The following is an 18,774-nucleotide window of genomic DNA, read 5'->3' as shown; positions in this document are numbered from 1 at the left end:
TCAGAACTCCTTGCCCGTGGCGGGCGCTTCAGGTGCCAGCGCGGCGCGCACACCGGATTGATGGCGGCGCGTCCAGGCCTGCAGCAGGTTGATCAGCAGCAGCAGCCCGAAGGAAATCACCAGCATCACCACCGCCACCGCGGTGGCGCCGGCGTAGTCGTATTGCTCCAGCTTGGAATAGATCATCAGCGGCGCGATCTCGGACACCATCGGCATGTTGCCGGAGATAAAGACCACCGAGCCGTACTCGCCGGTGGCGCGCGCGAACGATAGCGCAAACCCCGTCAGCAGCGCCGGCAGGATGGCGGGCAGGATCACGCGCTGGAAAGTCTGCAGGCGGTTGGCGCCGAGGCTGGCAGCGGCCTCCTCCAGCTCCTGCTCAACATCCTCCAGCACCGGCTGCACCGTGCGCACCACGAACGGCAGGCCGATAAAGGTCAGCGCCACCACCACGCCCAGCGGCGTAAACGCGACCTTGATGCCAAGCGGCTCGAGATAGCGGCCGATCCAGCCATTACCGGCAAACAGCGCCGTCAGCGCGATACCGGCCACCGCAGTGGGCAGCGCGAACGGCAGGTCCACCAGCGCGTCGATCAGGCGCTTGCCCGGGAAGCGGTAGCGCACCAGCACCCAGGCAACCACCAGCCCGAACACCGTATTGACGATGGCCGCCACCAGCGACGCGCCAAAGCTCAGCTGCAGCGACGCCACCACGCGCGGCGCCGTGACCGAGGTCCAGAACGCGTCCCACGTCATCGTGAAGGTCTTCAGGAACGTGGCCGACAGCGGGATCAGGACGATCAGCGTCAGGTAGAACAACGTGAAGCCCAGCGACAGGCCGAAGCCGGGCAGCACCGTAAAACGCTGCCTGGACGGGCTGCGCGGCGCGCGCGCGGCGCCGGAATCAGGGGCGCGAGGGGCGGCTGGCGGCGTGTCCGCGAGGGAAATGGATGGAGGCATGTCGTCTCGTCTGTGAGCGGTGCGCCGCCGGACCATGATGGCTGGCCCCGGCGGGCCGTTCTTTATGACGCCAGCGCATATTGCGCCGGCCTACGAGACAGATTCTGCAGAGTCATCCTTATAAACAGAACGAATCTTTATGAATTTTCTTAGACGGTTTAGATATAAGGGATAGTAGACACTACCTCGATGCCCGACTCCCAGGCGCCGGATGATTCACTTACGGAGCCGGTATCGCCTGCCTGCGCGATACGCTGGATCAGGGTATCGAGCAGCGCGAGGCCTTCAGGCCACTCGCCCAGTGCGGAATCGGCATTGATGTGGCCCAGGCTGCCCGCATCGACCAGTTCACTGCCCCACAGCGTGCCCCAGCTGAAAGCGGTGCGCTGCGGCATCCAGGGGTCGTTGCGGCTGGCGACCAGGATGGTCGGGAACGGCAGCCGGTAGGTCGGCAGCAGCGCCGCCACGCCAAATTTGTCCGGATCTGCCGGCGCCACCAGCAATGCGCCGGCAATGCCGACCGGATCCAGCGCCGCCTGGCGCAACGACGCCAGGCAGCCGAAGCTGTGCGCCACCAGCACCGCGCCGCGCGCGGCCACGCGCTGGGCGCGCATCACGCCTTCGGAGACGCGCTCGGCCCACAGCGGCAGGCTGGGGCGCGACCAGTCGTGCTGCTCCACCCGCTGCCAGTCGGGGAAGCGCTGCTCCCAGCGGCTCTGCCAGTGTCCCGGGCCGCTGCCGTGCAGCCCCGGTACGGTCAGCACCTGCAGGTGCCGCGGAATGTCCAGGCGCGTGCCATGGCCGCCGGATAGCCGGTTCGCTTGGGTCATACCACCTCCTTGTCCAATGCATGCGCGGCACTCGCCAGGCCTGTGCGCAGCCCTGCCGCACTGACCGGCGCGCCGGCGAAGGCGCCCTGCCCCAGGCCGATGCCCGCGGCCTGCAGGCGCTCGACGCTTTCGGCGTTCTGCAGGCGCCGCCCGATCAGCGTTACCCCGGCGTTGGCCGCGCTGGCACGCAGGCCCGACAGCTGGCGGTCGGTCCAGGTGCGGCGCATGTCCAGCTTGAGCCAGTCCGGCAACGCGTGCGCCATCAGCGCACCGGCTTCCGCCGGATCCGACGCCTGCAGGCTTACCGCGAAGCCGTTGCGCCGATAGTTGCCAACGACATGCAATAGCAATGCCAGGTCGTCATTGGCGCTGGCCGGCACCTGGATCACAAAGCGCTCCAGCGGCAGGCCCAGCGACTGCAATGCGCGCCGGAAGGCAGCGCCGTGGTCGTCGGTAACCGCGGCCAGCAGCCGGTTATGCACGTTCAGCACCAGCTTGTGCTCGCCCTCGGCGGCAAAGTAGTTGATGGCATGCAGCAGGCGCGAAAGCCGGTCCAGCGACACCAGGGTGTTGTCGTCGGCCGCCATCGCAAACAGCTTCCATGCCGCCAGGCCCACGCCGTCCTCTGCGTAGGTGTGGATCGAACCTTCATGCGCCACCACCTGCCGGTCTGCCAGCGTCACCAGCGGCTCGAACGCGCTGGTCAGCGAGCAGTTGAAGAACTGGCCCTGCACCTGCCCGCGCGCGTCGCGCCACAATTGCCGGTCAGCCAGCGGCTGGCGCGGCAGCGATTCCAGATAACGTTGGAGCGCAGGCACTGCGCCCGCGGGTTCATGCACGCCTGGCATGGCATTCCTTGGGTTGACCGGGCCCCTCGGCCCCTTGGTCGGATTAGTGATGACGGGCGCGCCATGCGCCCTCTGTGCGGTCGCACCGCATCGGCCTGCCTGCTCATGATAGGAGGTCAGCGCGCGCGAGCGAATGAAGATTACGGCCTGTCGATATGCGCGGCGCACATTGCCGCGGGTGGCACGGTCACGCTGCCCAGCTCACGTTCAGCGGCGCGGTCGTGGCGGCCGGGTCGGCATGCGCACCTGCATGCGACGGTACCTGCGCCTGCGGCGCTTGCCGCATCACCCGCTGCAGCACCGCGGCCTCCAGCTGCGCAAAGCCCGCCGCGCCGCGTTCGCGCGGGCGCGCCAGCGCCACGCGCTCATCCATGGCAATGCGGCCGTCCTCGATCAGCACGATGCGGTCGGCCAGCGCCACTGCCTCCGACACATCGTGCGTAACCAGCAGCGCCGTGAAGCCAAGGCGGCGCCACAGCGATTCGATCAGCCCCTGCATCTCGATGCGCGTGAGCGCGTCCAGCGCGCCCAGCGGTTCATCCAGCAGCAACAACTGCGGGTGGTGAACCAGCGCGCGCGCCAGGGCCACGCGCTGGCGCTGGCCGCCGGAAAGCCGCGCGGGCCACTCCCTGGCGCGGTCGGCCAGGCCCACCTGCGCCAGCACATCGGCGGCTTCACCGCGGCGTGTGCGCGGCAGGCCCAGCGCGACGTTGTCCAGCACGCGCTTCCACGGCAGCAGCCTTGCGTCCTGGAACATCACGCGCACGTCGGCGTGCCGCGCGCGGCCTTTCGCCGCGGATTCACCGTCGACGGTGATACTGCCGCCATCGGCTGCTTCCAGTCCCGCCACCAGCCGCAGCAGCGTGCTCTTGCCGCAGCCGCTGCGCCCGACAATCGCCAGGAACTCGCCCGGCGCCACGTCCAGCGCCACGTTGTGCAGCACTTCGCGGCCGTCATAGCGCTTGACCACCTGGCGCACGTGCAGCGCCACGCCACCTGCCTTGCGCGGCGCCTTTGCCGCCGGCTGTGCCGCCTCGCGGCGCGCGAGGCCCGCTTCCAGTTCCACCAGCGCAGCCTGCTCTACCGGATACATCTGCATCTCGATCTCCTTGCTTGATTGGGACGACGGGCCGGTCAGGCCGCGGCGTAGCCCGGATGCCAGCGCAGCCAGTAGCGCTCCAGCCCGCGCGACAGCCAGTCGGCCAGCTTGCCCAGCAGCGCATAGAGCAGGATGCCCACCAGCACCACGTCGGTTTGCAGGAACTCACGCGCGTTCATGGTCATGTAGCCGATGCCCGATTGCGCGGAGATGGTCTCCGCCACGATCAGCACCACCCACATCAACCCGAGCGCGAAACGCACGCCTACCAGGATGCCCGGTAGCGCGCCGGGCAGGATGACCTCGCGGTACAGCTGCCAGCCGGACAGGCCGTAGCTGCGCGCCATCTCCACCAGCCCCGTATCGACCGAGCGGATGCCGTGATACGTGTTCAGGTAGACCGGGAAGAACACGCCCAGCGACACCAGGAACAGCTTGGCGGTCTCGTCGATGCCGAACCACAGGATCACCAGCGGGATCAAGGCCAGCGCCGGGATATTGCGCACCATCTGCAGCGAGCTGTCGAGCAGCGTGGCCGCGGTGCGGAAGGTGCCGGTCAGCAGCCCCAGCAGCAGGCCCAGCCCGCCGCCGATGGCAAACCCCACCAGCGCGCGCCAGGTGCTGACCCCGACGTGCTTCCACAGGTCGCCCGAGCGCGCCAGCTCCCACGCGGCCTGCACCACGGCCAGCGGGGCCGGCAGCACGCGGCTGGAGAGCCAGCCGTTCTGCGAGGCCAGCTGCCAGACAACGATCAGCAGCACCGGCACGATCCACGGAGCCAGCGCGCGCGCCAGCGCCCGAGGTCCCTGGCGCAGCGGCTGCAATAGAGGAGCGTTCATGGTTGCCCTCCCCTCAGCTCTGCGCGGCGCGCGGCACGATGCCAGTCGCCATGACTTCGCCGAACGGGCCCGACAGCACCTTGCCCGGCAGCTTGTCGCGCACCGAGCGCGGCAGCAGCGGGAACACCAGTTCGGCAAAGCGGTAGGCCTCTTCCAGGTGCGGGTAGCCGGACAGCACGAAGGTGTCGATGCCCAGCTCGGCGTATTCACGCATGCGCTCGGCCACGGTGTGCGGATCGCCGACCAGCGCGGTGCCGGCACCGCCGCGCACCAGGCCAACGCCAGCCCACAGGTTGGGGCTGATCTCCAGCGCCTCGCGCGTGCGGCGCGCGCCGCCCGCGTGCAGCGCGGCCATGCGGCGCTGCCCTTCGGAATCCATCTTGGCGAACACGGCTTGCGCACGCGCCACGGTCTCGTCATCGAGCCGGCTGATCAGGTCGTCCGCCGCAGCCCAGGCGGCGGCTTCGGTCTCGCGCACGATCACATGCAGGCGGATACCGAACTTCACCGTGCGGCCATGGCGCGCGGCCTGCCGGCGCACGTCGTCGAGCTTCTGCGCCACGTCAGCGGGCGGCTCGCCCCAGGTCAGGTAGGTATCGACCTGCTCGCCGGCCAGCGCATGCGCCGGCGCCGACGAACCGCCGAAGTACACCGGCGGATGCGGTTGCTGCAGCGGCGGATAAAGGACGGTGGCCCCCTTCACGCTCAGGTGCTTGCCCTCGTAGTCCACCTTGTCGCCGTCATGGCTGGCGGCCAGCACCTGGCGCCAGATGCGCAGGAACTCGGCCGAGGCCTCGTAGCGCGCGGTGTGGTCCAGGAACAGGCCATCGCCTTCCAGCTCGGCGGTATCGCCACCGGTGACCAGGTTGATCAGCAGCCGGCCGTTGGAGATGCGGTCGAAGGTTGCCGCCATCCGTGCAGCCAGCGTCGGCGCCATCAGGCCGGGGCGCACCGCGACCAGGAATTTCAGGCGCTGCGTGACGGCGGCCAGGGCCGATGCGGCCACCCATGGGTCTTCGCATGAGCGCCCGGTCGGGATCAGCACGCCTTCGTAGCCCAGCGTATCGGCGGCGACGGCAACCTGCTTCAGGTAATCGAAGCTGACCTCGCGCGCGCCTTCCGAAGTGCCGAGGTAGCGGCTGTCGCCGTGGGTGGGGATGAACCAGAATACTTGCATGTCGTTGTCCTATTGTTCTTGCCGATGGAGGTGGCTATCGCTTCGCCTGCTGCTGCGGCACGTCCCAGCGCGCATCGGCCACCTTGACTGGCCTGGGGATCAGCTTGAGCGAGTGGAAGGCGTCGGCGATGCGCTGCTGCTCGGCCAGCACCCCGGCGCTGACCGGGCGTGCGCCGTACGAGAAGCGCGAAACGGCGAGCTCAAGCACATCGGCCGGCAGCCCGGTTTCGCCGGTCAGCACCGTGGTGGCCTCCTTTGGGTTGCTTTGCGCCCAGGTGCCCAGCGTGGCTAGTTCGTCCAGGATCAGGCTGACGATCTCCGGCTTGGCTTGTGCATAGGGGCGCGAGGCCAGGTAGAACTGGTGGTTGCTGACCACGTTCTTGCCGTCCGCGCCGCGGCCATCGGTGAGCACGCGCGCACCCAGTTGCTTCTCGGCTGCGGCGAGGAACGGGTCCCAGATCACCCAGGCATCGACCGCGCCGCGCTCGAAGGCGGCACGCGCATCCGCCGGCGGCAGGTAGACCGGCTGGATCTCGTTGTAAGGGATGCCGGCCTTCTCCAACTGGCGCACCAGCAGGTAATGCACGTTCGAGCCCTTGTTCAGCGCCACGCGCTTGCCGCGCAGTTCCGCCACCGAACGGATCGCCGAGCCCTTGGGCACGACGATGGCTTCCGCCACCGGCGCCGGCGGCTCATTGCCGACGTAGACCAGCTGCGCCCCCGCGGCCTGCGCAAAGATCGGCGGCGCCTCGCCGACGGTGCCGAAATCGACGGCAACGACGTTCAGCCCCTCAAGCAGTTGCGGGCCGGCGGGGAACTCGGTCCATTTGACGGTGATGCCTTGCGGCACCAGACGCTTTTCCAGCGTGCCGCGCGCCTTCAGCAGCGTCAGCGTGCCGTACTTCTGGTAGCCGATGCGCAGCACCTTGGGGTCGATGTTCTTCGACTGCGCTTCGGCGCGGCCGGGCAGTAGCCCATAGGCCAGGCCGGTGGCAAGCACCAGCGCGGCGGTAATCAGGCGGCGGCGCTGGTTGGCCGTGCGCAACGGGTTCGTCAGTGTCATGCGATGTGCTCCATGGCCCGGGGCAATGCCCTGCTGGCCGGATTGATGTCCAGGATGGCTGCGGCAGCACGCATCCCTGCCGGCCCCGCGTGGCGGGTGGCATGGCGTCGCTGCCGTCGCGCCGGGCAGGCCGGCGCCACTTCAGTCAATCAGTCAGTTCAGGCGGAACATCGCTCGGCCACCGCGATCGCGGCGGCACGCTGGACCAGGGCGCCGGGCACCACGTCGAGCGGAACCTCGATGCGGGAATGCGCCAGCGCATCGCGCACGCGCAGCACGCCCTCGTCCAGGCGCGCGGACAGCGCGGCATCGAAGCGCGCCTGGCGCACGCCGGCGGCGTCAAAGGATTCGATCTGCTGGTCCACGGCAAAGATGCCGGGCAGGATCTGGCGCGAGCCCAGCGCGGACAGCACCGGGCGCAGCGCGTAGTCGATCGCCAGCGCATGGGCCAGGCTGCCGCCGGTGGCAATCGGCAGCACGATCTTGTCGCGCAGGCCGGTCTGCGGCAGCAGGTCCAGGAAGGCCTTGAGCAGGCCGCTGTAGGCGGCCTTGTAGACCGGCGTGGCCAGTACCACCACCTGCGCCTCGGACACGGCATGCGTGGCGGCGGCGATGACGGGGTCGTCCACGCGTGCCGCCAGCAGCGGACCCGCCGGCAGTTCGCGCAGGTCGAGGTGGCGGGTGCGTTCGCCGGCAGCCTCGAGCGTGGCACGCAGGTGCGCCAGCACCAGGCCGGAGCGGGACTGGACCGACGGGCTGCCGGAGAGCGTCAGGATGGACATCGGGCTTCCTTCTTCTGGTGGACCGGTCGGCGCCGCGGCTGCCCCACGCGGCCCGGCGCGCCGGTCTCGTGGTTTATTTCTTGCCGGGCTGGTAGATCTGGTCGAACGTGCCGCCATCGGCAAAGTGGGTCTTCTGGGCTTTCTGCCAGCCGCCGAAGACTTCATCGATGGTGAACAGCTTCACCTTGGGGAAGTTGGCCGCGTACTTGGCCGCCACCTTCTGCGAGATCGGGCGGTAGTAGTTCTTGGCCGCGATCTCCTGGCCCTCGTCGGTGTACAGGAACTGCAGGTAGGCCTCGGCCGCCTTGCGCGTGCCCTTCTTGTCGACCACCTTGTCGACCACCGCCACCGGCGGCTCGGCCAGGATCGACACCGACGGCGCGACGATATCGAACTTGTCCGGGCCCAGCTCCTTGATGGCCAGGATGGCTTCGTTCTCCCACGCGATCAGCACATCGCCCAGGCCGCGCTCGACAAAGGTGGTGGTGGCGCCGCGCGCGCCCGAATCCAGCACCGGCACATGCTTGAGCAGCTCGCCCACGAACTCGCGCGCCTTGACGTCATTGCCGCCCGGCTGGCGCAGCGCGTAGCCCCACGCCGCCAGGTAGTTCCAGCGTGCGCCGCCCGAGGTCTTGGGATTGGGCGTGATCACCTGCACGCCCGGCTTGACCAGGTCGCCCCAGTCCTTGATGCCCTTGGGATTGCCCTTGCGCACCAGGAACACGATGGTCGAGGTGTACGGCGAGGCGTTGTGCGGCAGGCGCTTCTGCCAGTCCGGCTTGATCAGGCCCTTGTCGGCAATGGCATCGATGTCATAGCCCAGCGCCAGCGTCACCACGTCGGCATCCAGCCCGTCGATCACCGAGCGCGCCTGCTTGCCCGAGCCGCCGTGCGACTGGCGCACGGTCACGGCGTCGCCGCCCTGGGCCTTCCAGGCCTTGGCAAAGGCGGCATTGACATCGACATACAGCTCGCGCGTCGGATCGTAGGAAACGTTCAGCAGGTTGGCGGCCGCAGCGGTCTGCGCCGCGCTCAGGGCGCCAAGTACGGCCAGGCTGATAGCCAGTTTGCGGATCATCTTGTGTTGCTCCCGTCAGTGTCGTGAATGGGCGCGAGGCGCCTCTTGCCTTGTCCGCCTTGGGTGGCGGACTTGTGTCAGGAGCAAGACTACCGAGGGGGCTATCTGAACGGAACGAATGGTTTCGCCGATCCTTTGCTGTTTTTTGCATAAGATCGGACGGAAATATGGACATGCCGGCGCACGGGGCATGCGGCATCGCTGAGCGGAAGGAGGAGGATGGGTCACGCCCCAAAAAGAAAACGCCCGCACCGGCAAGCCGGTGCGGGCGAAGTTTCCGTTCTGGAAACGGGTAGACAAGTCATGAAGAGCGCCCCCGCATCTCCATGACAGGACGAATGTTATCGGCTTGCCTGCGACCTGGGGTTGATCAAGGTCAAGTGCGGGCCAGCCTGCCGCGCCTGCGCCTCAGCCGGCCTGGCGGGCGAGCAGGTCAGCCATTTCGTCGGCATGCTCCTCTTCCACCGCCAGGATGCCCTCCATCATCCGGCGCGAGGTCGGATCGCGTTCTCCCAGGAACTGGATGATCTCGCGATAGCTGTCGATGGCGATGCGCTCGGCCACCAGGTCTTCCTTGATCATTTCCGTCAGCGAAGTACCCGCCACATATTCAGCATGGGAGCGGCTGGTCAGGCCGTCGGGTGCGAAGTCGGGCTCGCCGCCAAGCTGGACGATGCGCTCGGCGATCTGGTCGGCATGGCCTTGTTCTTCATGGGAATGGGCCAGGAATTCATCGGCGACGCTCTTCGAGTTGGGCCCATTGGCCATGTAGTAGTGTCGGCGATAGCGCAGCACGCAGACGATTTCGGTGGCCAGCGCATCGTTGAGCAGCTTCAGCACGGTATCGCGATCCGCGGCATAGCCCGCGGTCACGGCGCCATCGTCGATGTGCTTGCGGGCGCGCTCGCGCAATGTCTTGACGTCAGAGAGGAAAGGCTTGTCGGTCATTGAAGGGCTCCTTGGGGATGGGGCTGCGTCAGCGCAGCGCCTTGTACGGAAACTCAACCCTTCCGCAACGCGAGAAGTGTGCCACTCGGCGGATGGCGCGGAACGGCGCGGCTGGCGACGACCCGCGGCATCGTGGCGTGAAAAAATTGCACGGGACGGGACCGCCTTACACGCAACGCGCGATGGCAAGACGAAAAAAAGCCCCTGCGATGCAGCGCAGGGGCCTGACCATGATCGACCGCCTGTGTGCTCCGGCAGTCGATCGAGCCACGGTAGCCTTAGTCCAGCTTCCGCCCGAACGTGAACTCCCCGTCGACATAATCCACCGGCACCACATCCTTGGCGGCGAACTTGCCTTCCAGGATCGCCCGGGCCACCGGGTTCTCGATCTGCTGCTGGATCGCCCGCTTGAGCGGACGCGCGCCAAACACCGGGTCGTAGCCTGCGCTGGCGATCTTCTCCAGCGCCGTCTCGCTCACCTCCAGCGTCATGTCCATGCGGGCCAGGCGGGCCTGCAGGCGTTGCAGCTGGATGCGTGCGATCGACTCGATATGCTTCTGGTCGAGCGCGTGGAACACCACCACTTCATCGATCCGGTTCAGGAACTCCGGCCGGAAATGCGTGCGCACTTCCTGCCAGACCGCACCCTTGATCGCTTCCTGCGGCTCGCCGGTCATCGACTGGATGATCTGCGAACCCAGGTTGGACGTCATCACGATCACCGTGTTCTTGAAGTCCACGGTGCGGCCCTGGCCATCGGTCAGGCGGCCGTCGTCCAGCACCTGCAGCAGCACGTTGAAGACGTCCGGGTGGGCCTTCTCGACTTCATCCAGCAGCACCACGCTGTACGGCTTGCGGCGCACGGCCTCGGTCAGGTAGCCGCCTTCCTCGTAGCCCACGTATCCGGGCGGCGCGCCGATCAGGCGGCTGACGCTGTGCTTCTCCATGAATTCGCTCATGTCGATGCGGATCAGGTGCTCTTCCGAATCGAACATGAACTCGGCCAGGGCCTTGCACAACTCGGTCTTGCCGACGCCGGTCGGGCCCAGGAACAGGAACGAGCCATAGGGCCGGTTCTCGTCCGCAAGCCCGGCACGCGAACGGCGGATGGCATCGGACACCAGCCGCACGGCTTCGTCCTGGCCGACCACGCGCCCATGCAGCCGGTCTTCCATCTTGAGCAGCTTCTCGCGCTCGCCCTGCATCATCTTCGATACCGGGATGCCGGTGGCACGGCTTACCACTTCGGCGATTTCCTCGGCGCCCACCTGGGTGCGCAGCAGCTTGTTGGGCTGCTTCTGCTCGCTGGCCTCGGCGTCGGTCGCGGCCTTGAGCTTGCCTTCCAGGCCCGGCAGCTTGCCGTATTGCAGCTCGGCCACCTTGTCCAGCTTGCCTTCGCGCTGCAGCTTGGCGATCTCCAGCTTGACCTTCTCGATCTCTTCCTTGAGCGCGGCCGTGCCCTGCGCGGCGCCCTTCTCGGCTTTCCAGATCTCGTCCAGGTCGGCGTACTCCTTCTCCAGGCGCGCGATTTCCTGCTCGATCAGCTCCAGGCGCTTCATCGACGCCTCATCGGTCTCTTTCTTGACCGCCTCGCGCTCGATCTTCAGCTGGATGGTGCGGCGCTCGAGCTTGTCCATCGACTCCGGCTTGGAATCGATTTCCATCTTGATGCGCGCGGCCGCCTCGTCGATCAGGTCGATCGCCTTGTCGGGAAGGAAGCGGTCGGTGATATAGCGATGCGACAGCTCCGCCGCGGCGACGATGGCCGGGTCGGTGATTTCCACGCCGTGGTGCAGCTCATACTTTTCCTGCAGCCCGCGCAGGATGGCAATGGTGGCTTCAACGCTCGGCTCATCGACCAGCACCTTCTGGAAGCGGCGCTCCAGCGCGGCGTCCTTCTCGATGTACTTGCGGTACTCGTCCAGCGTGGTCGCGCCGATGCAGTGCAGCTCGCCGCGCGCGAGCGCCGGCTTGAGCATGTTGCCCGCGTCGATCGCGCCCTCGGCCTTGCCGGCGCCGACCATGGTGTGGATCTCGTCGATGAAGACGATGGTCTGGCCCTCGTCCTTGGCGACGTCGTTCAGCACCGCTTTCAGGCGTTCCTCGAACTCGCCGCGGTACTTGGCGCCGGCCAGCAGGCCGGCCATGTCCAGCACCAGCACGCGCTTGTTCTTCAGGCTCTCCGGCACTTCGCCGTTGACGATGCGCTGCGCCAGGCCTTCCACGATGGCGGTCTTGCCCACGCCCGGCTCGCCGATCAGCACCGGGTTGTTCTTGGTGCGGCGCTGCAGGATCTGGATGGCGCGGCGGATCTCGTCGTCACGGCCGATCACGGGATCGAGCTTGCCGATGCGGGCGCGCTCGGTCAGGTCGATGGTGTACTTCTTGAGGGCCTCGCGCTGGCCCTCGGCCTCGGCGCTGTTGACCGAGTCGCCGCCGCGCACGGCCTGGATGGCCGACTCGAGCGACTTGCGGTTCAGGCCGTTTTCACGCGCGATGCGGCCGGCGTCGCCCTTGTCGTCGGCGACGGCCAGCAGGAACAGCTCGCTGGCGATGAACTGGTCGCCGCGCTTGATGGCTTCCTTCTCGGTGGCGTTGAGCAGGTTGACCAGGTCGCGGCCGATCTGGACCTCGCTGGTGCCCTGCACTTGCGGCAGGCGCTTGATGGCGGCGTCGAGCGCCGTCTGCAGGCCCTGCACGTTGACGCCGGCGCGCGCCAGCAGCGCCTTGGCGGCGCCGTCGTCCTGCGCCAGCAGCGCGCGCAGCAGGTGCTGCGGTTCGATGTATTGGTTGTCGTTGCCCAGTGCCAGGCTTTGCGCATCAGCCAGTGCTTCCTGGAACCGGGTGGTCAGCTTGTCAAGACGCATAAGGATTCCCTCTCTCGGATAAGGTCGTGTCCTGATGCGGGGGCGTCGGCGCCGGTCTTCGCTGCCGGAGCGCCCGTATGCCCTGCCGGACACTGGATGTCTTTCCGAAAGATAAGGCTTTGTCGCGACATTTCAAGGCCGCGCCGGCAAGCAATGACCCCGATCCGCTGCTATGTCGACAACCGCCGCTCCCACGCTCGCAAGTGCCGCAAGCGATACGCAGCTAGGCGGCGCGGCAGGCCCCCTTGTCCGCCAGGTTGCGCACCAGCACCAGTGATTCGCCCTGCACCACCACGCGCCCGTCCGCGCCGGTGACCACGCTGGCCAGGTTGACCAGGTCCTTGCCGGCGCGCAGCCGCACGATGCCCACGCATGCCGTCAGCGGCTCATCCATCCGCGCGGCTGAAGCGAGGCGCAGCGACTGCTTCATCCACCCCGTGCCCCGTCCGGGCAGCCGCGTGCCGAGCAGGTCCGAGAACATGCCGGCCAGCAGCGGCAGCGGCACCACCGGCCCGCCAAACCCGCGCGCGCGGGCAAAGGCCGGATCGGCGTGGTAGGGGTTGGCGTCGCCGGTCAGGGTGATGTAGTCGTCCAGGTCCGCCTGGGTGAAGGCGCGTGCCGCACCGGCTTCCTGACCGGGGCGCAGGCCGTACAGTGAGGCGTCGCCCGCCTCTGGCGCCGGTGCCGTGTCGCCGGGCAGCCGGGCCATTTCCTCCGGCCCGGCATCCGGCAGCCAGAGCGATTCGCCCACGGCCGTGACGCGCTGCGCCTCGCCCGGCCCGCCCGCGCTGCCAACGGTGGTGCCGTAGCCCGCCAGTCCCGCCGGAGCGTGCTGCGGCGCCAGCGCGATCTGCACTGTGTCGCCAACGAAGGCCGGCGTGGGGAACATCAGCGTCTGCCCGACCGGCAACGCCGGCGCTGGCAGCTGCCGCCAGGTGTGGGCGCACAGCAGCGAAAACAGGAACATGCCGTGCGCCACGGTGGCACCGAAATGCGTGCCACGGGCAAAGGCCGGATCGCAGTGGATCGGGTTGTCGTCGTGCGACAAGGCGGCGAAGCGGTCAAAGTCGCGCTGCGACAGCACGCGCGGCAGGGCATCGTTCATCAGTCAGGCACCTGTACGGCATTAGCGTTGACGGTAATCGCGTTGCCGGCCGCAGGCGACGCGGCGAACGGCGGCACGTTGGACGGCAGCAGCGCCGGCGCGGGCGTGTTGAGGGTGCCGCCGCGCGGCGTGGTGCGCAGCACCTGCGACGGCGGCAGCGCCTTGCCCGCGGTGAGGTTGTCGTAGACCGCATCCAGGGCCCGGTTCAGGTAGACGTGCAGCGGCACATAGCGGTTGCTGTAGCCCGGCACCAGGCCGATGAAGGCATCGAAGTGCTGGGCGTTCTCGACCTCCACGTATGACAGCTTGCTGGTCACGCCCTCCTGCTGCCGGTTCAGGCCGAGATACGGACGCGAGGTATGGTTGACCGGCAGCAGCCCGTCGCTGCGCCCGTGCACGATCACCGCCGGCTTGCCGCGCAGGTTGCCGTTGCGCAGCGTCAGCGCCTGGCCGGCCTGCAAGGCGCGTGCCGCGGCGTCGGAGCCGGCCAGCAGGCTGCGCAGGCAGTTGGCGCCGTCGTAGTTCAGGTCTTCACGCAGCGTCGACGGTGAAACAGACGCCAGGTTCAGGTACGGGCCATGCTGCGGATCGAGGTCATTGATCAGCTGGACCGGCGGCTGCGGCGGCACGCCGTTGCCGGTGGCGAACATCGACGCCAGCGCCGCGGGTGCGATTGCCGCGGGCTTCAGGTCGGTCAGCGTGCTGGCAAAGCTGTAGCCGCACAGCCGGTCGGTGACGCTGGCCTGCGCATAGGCGTTGGCATAGTTGACCGAGATCGCGGCGGCCACGTCGAACACGGCCAGCGACGGGTGCAGATCGTCCGATTCCGCTTCCCAGCCGGCGTCACGCAGCGCCTGCAGCGCGCTGGCGCTCTGTTCGTCCGTGTTCGCGCCGCTCACCAGCCCCTTTTCCGCCAGCGTCTGGCAGCGGTTGGCAAAGAATGTCGCCGTGGCCGGGTTGGTGTAGAACGGCGCCTGGGTCAGCGCGGTGGCCCGCGCGGCGCAGTGCTGCAGCAGGTTGGCCGTGGTGGTGTAGTCGTACAGCGTGCGGCCCGAAGCTGCCACCGGCGTCGCGCCGCGTTGCACCACGATGCCGGTATTGGGCGGCATGTTCAGGTTGGGCTCGCCCACCGCCACGCCGTCGATCAGCCCGCCGGCATCCTGCTCGGCCGCCGCCACCGCGGCACCGCCGCCGTTGGACACGCTGGACGCGATCACCACGATCCTGTCCTTGTCCAGGGTGCGCTGGCGGGTGCCGTTGGCCGACACGGCGCCGAAGCGGTCATTGATCGCCCAGATCGCAAATTCCACCGCCTGCAGCGTGAACTTGCCCCAGTCCTTCTCCGGGTTGCGCTGTGAATGCGCGTGCTTGAACGCCAGCCGGTGCGGGTTGGCAGCGGTGAAGTCCGCCAGCGAGGTGGCCCCCGCCGGCGCGGCAAACTGCGCGTTCTTGCCGGCCGCCGCGCGCGTGGCGCGGGTGCCGTCGATCAGCGGCACGGTGTCGGTATCCAGGTCATGCGGCGCGGCGCCGGTGCCCTTGTCGGTATAGGCTACCGCGCAGCCGCGCTTCAGGCCCCACTCGCCGGTGGCGATTGCGCCATAGACGCCGCGCGAACCGGACGAGGTAGCGGTGATCATGCATGGCTTCGAGGTGTTGAACGACGCGGGAATCTGCACCAGCATGGTCACGTTCTGCTGGCCCGAGCCATCGTCCGAAAAGGCCAGGTACTCCACGCCGGCCACCTTGCCGTCGGAACCGGTGACATTGCCCTGCGCGTCGACATTGGGGCCGTAGAGCGAGCCGTAGCCGCCGCTGGCGGTGGTGTCGACGATGGCACGATAGTTGGTATGGATCGCATAGCGCCGCAGCTCCGCCGCGGTCGGCGCGGTGGGATTGGCCGGCAGTGGCGCGGTGGCGCTGGCCAGGCCGTCCTTGCCCAGGCCCGCAGTGAGCAGGTCGTCGGTGGTGCCGTTGTAGCTGTTGATCGTGACCGTGCCGATATTCGCCGGCTTGGTATTGGGGTTGCTGCCGTTGCCGTTGTTGTTGTCATCGCCCGAGCCGCAGGCGGCTGCCAGCATCGATGCGGCGGCCGCCAGCACCGTGAGCCTGAGGCGGCGTTTCTGTTTCTGCTGCGGCGGGATCTGCGTGGAATGCATGTCAACCTCCTCCTGTCGCACCCGGATGGCCGGGGCTGTCGAATTGTCTTCAGATCGAGGACTGCGGAGACTGCGAACTGCGGAAATCGGAAACACGGCAACCGCTGGCGCGGCCATGCGCCTCAGCCAGAGAACTGTGCGCGCAGCTTGTGTTTTTCCACCTTGCCGGACGGCGTGCGCGGCAGCGCGTCGAGAAAGCGCACATGGCGCGGCACCTTGTAGCCGGCCAGCTGCGCCTTGCAGTGGGCGATCACGGCATCGGCCTCCAGGACGGCGCCCGGGCGCAGCACCACCAGCGCCATGCCGACCTCGCCCCAGCGCGCATCCGGCGTGCCGATCACTGCGGCCTCGGCCACGCCCGGCAGCTGGAACAGCACGTTCTCGACTTCGGCCGGATAGACGTTCTCGCCGCCCGAGACAAACATGTCCTTGGCCCGGTCGACGATGTAGTAGTCGCCGTCCTCGTCACGATAGGCGATATCGCCGGAATGCAGCCAGCCGCCGCGGATCGCGGCCGCAGTGGCCTCGGGCAGGTTCCAGTAGCCTGGCGTCACGCCGGGGCCCTTGATCAGCAGTTCGCCACGCTCGCCCGGGCCCACGTCCACTCCAGCCGCATCGACGATGCGCGTCAGCATCGACCCCACCGGCTTGCCGATGGTGCCGATCTTGCGGCGCGCGGTGTCTTCGTCGCAGACAAAGACCGTGGGGCCGGTCTCGGTCATGCCGAAGCCGAAGCAGATGTTCACGCCCTTGGCCAGGTAGGCCTCCAGCAACGGCCTGGGCACCGGCGAGCCCCCCGCTGACATATTGCGCACGCCGGCAAAGTCCGCGTGCGCGAAGCGCGGGTGCTGGCTCAGGAACAGGTAGACCGCCGGCACCGCGAAGAACATGGTGATGCCCTCGCCGCCGGCGCGGTCGAGCTTGCCCAGCACCACCTGCGGCTCGAACTGCCGCATGACGTGCACCGTGCCGCCCGCATGCAGCACCGGGTTGGCATACAGGTTCAGGCCGCCGGTGTGGAAGAACGGCAGCACATTGAGGAACACGTCGTCGCGCGTGATCTTGTTTGCCAGCATCGCGTTGACGGCGTTGAAGAAGACCATGCCGTAGGTCTGGATCACGCCCTTGGGCTTGCCGGTGGTGCCGGAGGTATAGAGCAGGTGCCAGACCTCGGACTCATCGCGGCACGGCATCTCGATGATGCGGCCGGAGGCGGCATCGAGCACTGCCTCGTACTCGGTCCAGCCGCCGGGCACGTCGGCGGCCTCGTCGTCGGCCAGGTGCAGCACCGCACGCAGCGGCATGGCGCGCGCGAGATCCGCGGCCACGGCGAGGAAGCCGTCGCCGGCCACCAGCACCTCGGGCGTGCAGTCCTGCAGGATCGGCAGCAGCTCCGCCGCCGGCAGGCGCCAGTTCAGGCACACCATCACCATGCCGGCCTTGGCACAGCCATACAGCATCTCGAAATAATCCGAGCTGTTGTGCGCCAGCACCGCCACGCGCGTGCCCGGCGCCAGTTGCAGGTGGTCGCGCAGGTATTCCGCGAAGCGGCTGGCGCGTTCGTCGAATTTACGATAGGTCACCTGGCGGCCGCTCTCCACGTCCACCAGCGCGACCTTGTCGGGGAAATGCTGCGCATTCTTGTGCAGCCAGTCGATGACGTACATGCGCTAGCCTCCGCTCAGCTTGCCACGTCCTGCACGGGCCCGGTGCCGCGCAGCCGCCCCACTACGCCCTGCGGGAAATAATAGACGCTCAGGATAAACAGCAAGCCCAGCCACAGCAGCCAGCGGTCCGGATGCAGCAGCGACGACAGCAGCGGCAGCGCGGCGGTGGCTTCGCTGGCCAGTTTCATCACGTCTTGCAGGTAGGTTTGCGCCACCAGGAACAGCACCGTGCCGATCACCGCGCCATAGAGCGTGCCCATGCCGCCGATCACCACGATCAGCAGGATGTCGACCATGATCTCGAACGACAGCGAGGTATCGGGCCCGTTGTAGCGCAGCCAGATCGCCATCAGCACGCCCGCCAGCGTGGCGAACATCGCCGACAGCACCGTCGACACGGTGCGGTACACCACGGTGCGGTAGCCGATCGCCTCGGCGCGGAAGTCGTTCTCGCGGATCGCCTGCAGCACCCGGCCAAAGGGCGAGTTGACAATGCGCAGCAGCATCAGGAACAGCACCACCGCGCCGGCAAACACCAGGTAGTAGCTGAGCAGCTTGCCGCTCAGCGGCACGCCCAGCCATTCGGCCTCGCCCAGCGTGAAGCCGGGACGCAGCACCTCCGGCACCTTGAAGGTCAGCCCGTCCTCGCCGCCGGTCCATTCGGACAGCTGCGACACCAGCGTGGCAAAGGCGGTCGCCACCGCCAGCGTGATCATGGCAAAGAAGATCGCGCGCACCCGCAGCGAGAACAGCCCGATCAGGAACGCCAGCAGCGCTGACACCGCGAGCGCACCCACGGTGCCGGCCAGCAGCGCGCCCCAGCCCGGCTCCATGCGCGACATGGCGATGGCCACGCCATAGCCACCGATGCCGAAGAACATGGTATGGGCAAAGGAAACGATGCCGGTATAGCCCAGCAGCAGGTCATAGCTGGCCACCAGCACCACGAAGATGCAGATCTTGGCCGCCATGTTGAGCGCGCGCGCGCCGGGGAAGGCGAAGGGCGCGCACGCCAGGGCCACCAGGATCACCAGCAGGATCACGGTCAGCACGCGGCTGCGCGGCAGGTCGCCGGAGAGAAGTCGGATCATGGTCGTTACCCTCAGCGCCGCGCCACCGGAAACAGCCCCTGCGGGCGCCACAGCAGCACCAGCATCATCAGCAGGATGTTGGAGAACAGAGCCACCTTTGGGAACAGGAAACCGGTGTAGTTGGCCATCAGCCCCACCAGCAGCGCACCGACAAAGCAGCCCGTGGTCGATCCCAGCCCGCCGATGATGATGACGATAAAGATCAGCACATTCACCTGCGCACCGATCGCCGCGGTGATGTTCTGCTGGTACAGCCCCCACAGC

At 67.7% G+C, this 18,774-nt stretch carries 15 protein-coding genes and 1 pseudogene; all 16 read right to left on the bottom strand.

What is annotated here, in order from left to right:
* Complete coding sequence (cysT, locus tag AC3WQZ_RS26520) at positions 1 to 960, bottom strand: sulfate ABC transporter permease subunit CysT (protein WP_058697938.1); 960 nt, start codon at positions 958 to 960, stop codon at positions 1 to 3.
* Between the two features lie 158 nt (positions 961 to 1,118).
* The gene (locus AC3WQZ_RS26515) at positions 1,119 to 1,790 is read right to left on the bottom strand and encodes an RBBP9/YdeN family alpha/beta hydrolase (RefSeq protein ID WP_439668016.1); all 672 of its coding nucleotides are present in this window, start codon (positions 1,788 to 1,790) and stop codon (positions 1,119 to 1,121) included.
* Positions 1,787 to 2,638, bottom strand: a complete 852-nt coding sequence (locus AC3WQZ_RS26510) for an EAL domain-containing protein (protein ID WP_010810500.1) — start codon at positions 2,636 to 2,638, stop codon at positions 1,787 to 1,789. The genes AC3WQZ_RS26515 and AC3WQZ_RS26510 overlap by 4 nt, the downstream gene beginning before the upstream one ends.
* A 187-nt stretch (positions 2,639 to 2,825) precedes the next feature.
* Entirely contained in the window at positions 2,826 to 3,737 is a 912-nt protein-coding gene (locus AC3WQZ_RS26505) for an ATP-binding cassette domain-containing protein (protein ID WP_492301547.1), read from the bottom strand.
* A 35-nt stretch (positions 3,738 to 3,772) separates the two neighbouring features.
* Positions 3,773 to 4,576 carry an aliphatic sulfonate ABC transporter permease SsuC gene (ssuC, locus tag AC3WQZ_RS26500; RefSeq protein ID WP_011615571.1) on the bottom strand — a complete coding sequence of 268 codons (804 nt, stop codon included), beginning with the start codon at positions 4,574 to 4,576 and terminating at the stop codon, positions 3,773 to 3,775.
* Between the two features lie 13 nt (positions 4,577 to 4,589).
* Positions 4,590 to 5,753 carry an FMNH2-dependent alkanesulfonate monooxygenase gene (ssuD, locus tag AC3WQZ_RS26495; protein WP_011615572.1) on the bottom strand — a complete coding sequence of 388 codons (1,164 nt, stop codon included), beginning with the start codon at positions 5,751 to 5,753 and terminating at the stop codon, positions 4,590 to 4,592.
* 34 nt (positions 5,754 to 5,787) lie between these two features.
* A complete protein-coding gene (locus AC3WQZ_RS26490; protein WP_492301546.1) occupies positions 5,788 to 6,816 on the bottom strand; it encodes a sulfonate ABC transporter substrate-binding protein in 1,029 nt (342 codons plus the stop codon).
* 158 nt (positions 6,817 to 6,974) lie between these two features.
* Positions 6,975 to 7,598 carry an NADPH-dependent FMN reductase gene (ssuE, locus tag AC3WQZ_RS26485; protein ID WP_010810495.1) on the bottom strand — a complete coding sequence of 208 codons (624 nt, stop codon included), beginning with the start codon at positions 7,596 to 7,598 and terminating at the stop codon, positions 6,975 to 6,977.
* Between the two features lie 73 nt (positions 7,599 to 7,671).
* Complete coding sequence (locus AC3WQZ_RS26480) at positions 7,672 to 8,676, bottom strand: sulfate ABC transporter substrate-binding protein (RefSeq protein ID WP_058697935.1); 1,005 nt, start codon at positions 8,674 to 8,676, stop codon at positions 7,672 to 7,674.
* 408 nt (positions 8,677 to 9,084) lie between these two features.
* Positions 9,085 to 9,624 (bottom strand): ferritin-like domain-containing protein, encoded by a 540-nt coding sequence (locus tag AC3WQZ_RS26475; protein ID WP_492301544.1) that lies wholly within the window; start codon positions 9,622 to 9,624, stop codon positions 9,085 to 9,087.
* Positions 9,625 to 9,902: 278 nt separating this feature from the next.
* Complete coding sequence (gene clpB / locus AC3WQZ_RS26470; protein WP_010810492.1) at positions 9,903 to 12,491, bottom strand: ATP-dependent chaperone ClpB; 2,589 nt, start codon at positions 12,489 to 12,491, stop codon at positions 9,903 to 9,905.
* A 223-nt stretch (positions 12,492 to 12,714) separates the two neighbouring features.
* Positions 12,715 to 13,596, bottom strand: coding sequence for a MaoC/PaaZ C-terminal domain-containing protein (locus tag AC3WQZ_RS26465; RefSeq protein ID WP_492301543.1), 882 nt, complete (start codon positions 13,594 to 13,596; stop codon positions 12,715 to 12,717).
* Positions 13,596 to 15,752: a D-(-)-3-hydroxybutyrate oligomer hydrolase gene (phaZ2, locus tag AC3WQZ_RS26460; RefSeq protein WP_010810490.1), complete on the bottom strand. Its 2,157-nt coding sequence runs from the start codon at positions 15,750 to 15,752 to the stop codon at positions 13,596 to 13,598. The genes AC3WQZ_RS26465 and phaZ2 overlap by 1 nt, the downstream gene beginning before the upstream one ends.
* A 122-nt stretch (positions 15,753 to 15,874) precedes the next feature.
* A complete protein-coding gene (locus AC3WQZ_RS26455) occupies positions 15,875 to 17,419 on the bottom strand; it encodes an acyl-CoA synthetase (RefSeq protein ID WP_492301541.1) in 1,545 nt (514 codons plus the stop codon).
* Positions 17,420 to 17,433: 14 nt separating this feature from the next.
* Entirely contained in the window at positions 17,434 to 18,510 is a 1,077-nt protein-coding gene (locus AC3WQZ_RS26450) for a branched-chain amino acid ABC transporter permease (protein ID WP_492301539.1), read from the bottom strand.
* An 11-nt stretch (positions 18,511 to 18,521) separates the two neighbouring features.
* Positions 18,522 to 18,774: pseudogene (locus tag AC3WQZ_RS26445) on the bottom strand (branched-chain amino acid ABC transporter permease); the annotation flags it as partial.

It is taken from the genome of Cupriavidus sp. FW305-26 (assembly GCF_058787975.1).
The sequence above is the reverse complement of the archived record's forward strand: the minus strand, read 5'-3'. Positions and strand labels throughout refer to the sequence as shown.

Bases quoted from the DNA above. Each gene is read 5' to 3' on its own strand.
- cysT (WP_058697938.1), bottom strand. From the start codon at position 960: ATGCCTCCATCCATTTCCCTCGCGGACACGCCGCCAGCCGCCCCTCGC.
- AC3WQZ_RS26515 (WP_439668016.1), bottom strand. From the start codon at position 1,790: ATGACCCAAGCGAACCGGCTATCCGGCGGCCATGGCACGCGCCTGGAC.
- AC3WQZ_RS26510 (WP_010810500.1), bottom strand. From the start codon at position 2,638: ATGCCAGGCGTGCATGAACCCGCGGGCGCAGTGCCTGCGCTCCAACGT.
- AC3WQZ_RS26505 (WP_492301547.1), bottom strand. From the start codon at position 3,737: ATGCAGATGTATCCGGTAGAGCAGGCTGCGCTGGTGGAACTGGAAGCG.
- ssuC (WP_011615571.1), bottom strand. From the start codon at position 4,576: ATGAACGCTCCTCTATTGCAGCCGCTGCGCCAGGGACCTCGGGCGCTG.
- ssuD (WP_011615572.1), bottom strand. From the start codon at position 5,753: ATGCAAGTATTCTGGTTCATCCCCACCCACGGCGACAGCCGCTACCTC.
- AC3WQZ_RS26490 (WP_492301546.1), bottom strand. From the start codon at position 6,816: ATGACACTGACGAACCCGTTGCGCACGGCCAACCAGCGCCGCCGCCTG.
- ssuE (WP_010810495.1), bottom strand. From the start codon at position 7,598: ATGTCCATCCTGACGCTCTCCGGCAGCCCGTCGGTCCAGTCCCGCTCC.
- AC3WQZ_RS26480 (WP_058697935.1), bottom strand. From the start codon at position 8,676: ATGATCCGCAAACTGGCTATCAGCCTGGCCGTACTTGGCGCCCTGAGC.
- AC3WQZ_RS26475 (WP_492301544.1), bottom strand. From the start codon at position 9,624: ATGACCGACAAGCCTTTCCTCTCTGACGTCAAGACATTGCGCGAGCGC.
- clpB (WP_010810492.1), bottom strand. From the start codon at position 12,491: ATGCGTCTTGACAAGCTGACCACCCGGTTCCAGGAAGCACTGGCTGAT.
- AC3WQZ_RS26465 (WP_492301543.1), bottom strand. From the start codon at position 13,596: ATGAACGATGCCCTGCCGCGCGTGCTGTCGCAGCGCGACTTTGACCGC.
- phaZ2 (WP_010810490.1), bottom strand. From the start codon at position 15,752: ATGCATTCCACGCAGATCCCGCCGCAGCAGAAACAGAAACGCCGCCTC.
- AC3WQZ_RS26455 (WP_492301541.1), bottom strand. From the start codon at position 17,419: ATGTACGTCATCGACTGGCTGCACAAGAATGCGCAGCATTTCCCCGAC.
- AC3WQZ_RS26450 (WP_492301539.1), bottom strand. From the start codon at position 18,510: ATGATCCGACTTCTCTCCGGCGACCTGCCGCGCAGCCGCGTGCTGACC.